Below are 1,079 nucleotides of genomic sequence, written 5' to 3' on the forward strand. Positions count from 1 at the left end.
GGATGAGCAAACGAACATCGTTGCCTTGATGGCTGAACTTAGCCGTCAGGCCGAAATACTTTTTATCAGGCGACCACGCGGCCCTGGTCGTCCTTGAGGGTGTACGGCAGGCGGCAGGCCTGGGAGCAATCGCCGCGGTTGGCGCTGCGCCCGGTCTGGGCGTGGGAGATGTTGCACTGGCCGGAGAAGGCCACGCACAGCGCCCCGTGGATGAAGAACTCGATGGCTGCGTCGGTTTCGGCGGCGATGGCGCGAATTTCTTGCAGGTTTAGCTCACGGGCCAGCACCAGCTGCGAGAAACCGGCCTGGTCGAGGAACTTGGCCCGCGCCAGGGTGCGGATGTCGGTTTGCGTACTGGCGTGCAGTTCGATCGGCGGGATGTCCAGTTCCATCACCCCCAGGTCCTGCACGATCAGCGCATCGACACCGGCGTCGTACAGCTGGTGGATCAGCTGGCGAGCGGGCTCCAGCTCGTTGTCGTGGAGGATGGTGTTGATGGTGGTGAAGACCCGCGCATGGTAGCGGCGGGCGAATTCCACCAGCCCGGCGATGTCGCTGACCTCGTTGCAGGCATTGTGGCGCGCGCCGAAGCTTGGGCCACCGATATAGATGGCATCGGCACCGTGCAGGATCGCCTCGCGGGCGATGGCAACGTCACGGGCAGGGCTGAGCAGTTCCAGGTGGTTCTTTGGAAGGGACATGTCGTTATGGTTTTGGCTGGTCACGGTCAAGGTGCGCATTGTAGCGGTGAAATGCTGCGGGGGCATCCTTGGGGTGACCGTGGGAGCGGCCTTGCGTCGCGAAAGGGGCACGAAGTGGCCCCTGGATCTATGCAGCCGTGCCGGTGGGGCTGCTTTGCAGCCCTTTCGCGACACGAGGCCGCTCCCACACAGTCACGGTGAATCAGCCCTCAGCCCTTGGCAGCCATCGCCGTGACTTCCACACGCATGCCCTCGAACGCCAACGCCGACACGCCGACCGCAGCACGCACCGGCCATGGCTTGGCGAAGAAGCGCTTGTACACCTCGTTGAATGCGGCGCGGTCGGCCATGTCGGTGAGGTAGATGGTCAGGTGCAGC

At 63.9% G+C, this 1,079-nt stretch carries 1 protein-coding gene and 2 pseudogenes; all 3 read right to left on the reverse strand.

Going from position 1 to position 1,079, the window contains the following annotated elements; all coding sequences use genetic code 11:
• Positions 1-70: pseudogene (locus ACQKPE_RS26580) on the reverse strand (aminoacyl-tRNA hydrolase); the annotation flags it as partial.
• Positions 69-701 (reverse strand): annotated as a pseudogene (locus ACQKPE_RS26585) (peptidase U32 family protein); the annotation flags it as partial. The pseudogenes ACQKPE_RS26585 and ACQKPE_RS26580, both read right to left, overlap by 2 nt.
• A 209-nt stretch (positions 702-910) precedes the next feature.
• A partial coding sequence (locus tag ACQKPE_RS26590) for a RidA family protein (protein ID WP_427669657.1) occupies positions 911-1,079 on the reverse strand: 169 nt, incomplete at its 5' end.

The organism is Pseudomonas sp. NPDC089554 (assembly GCF_050280645.1).
Taxonomy (GTDB): domain Bacteria; phylum Pseudomonadota; class Gammaproteobacteria; order Pseudomonadales; family Pseudomonadaceae; genus Aquipseudomonas.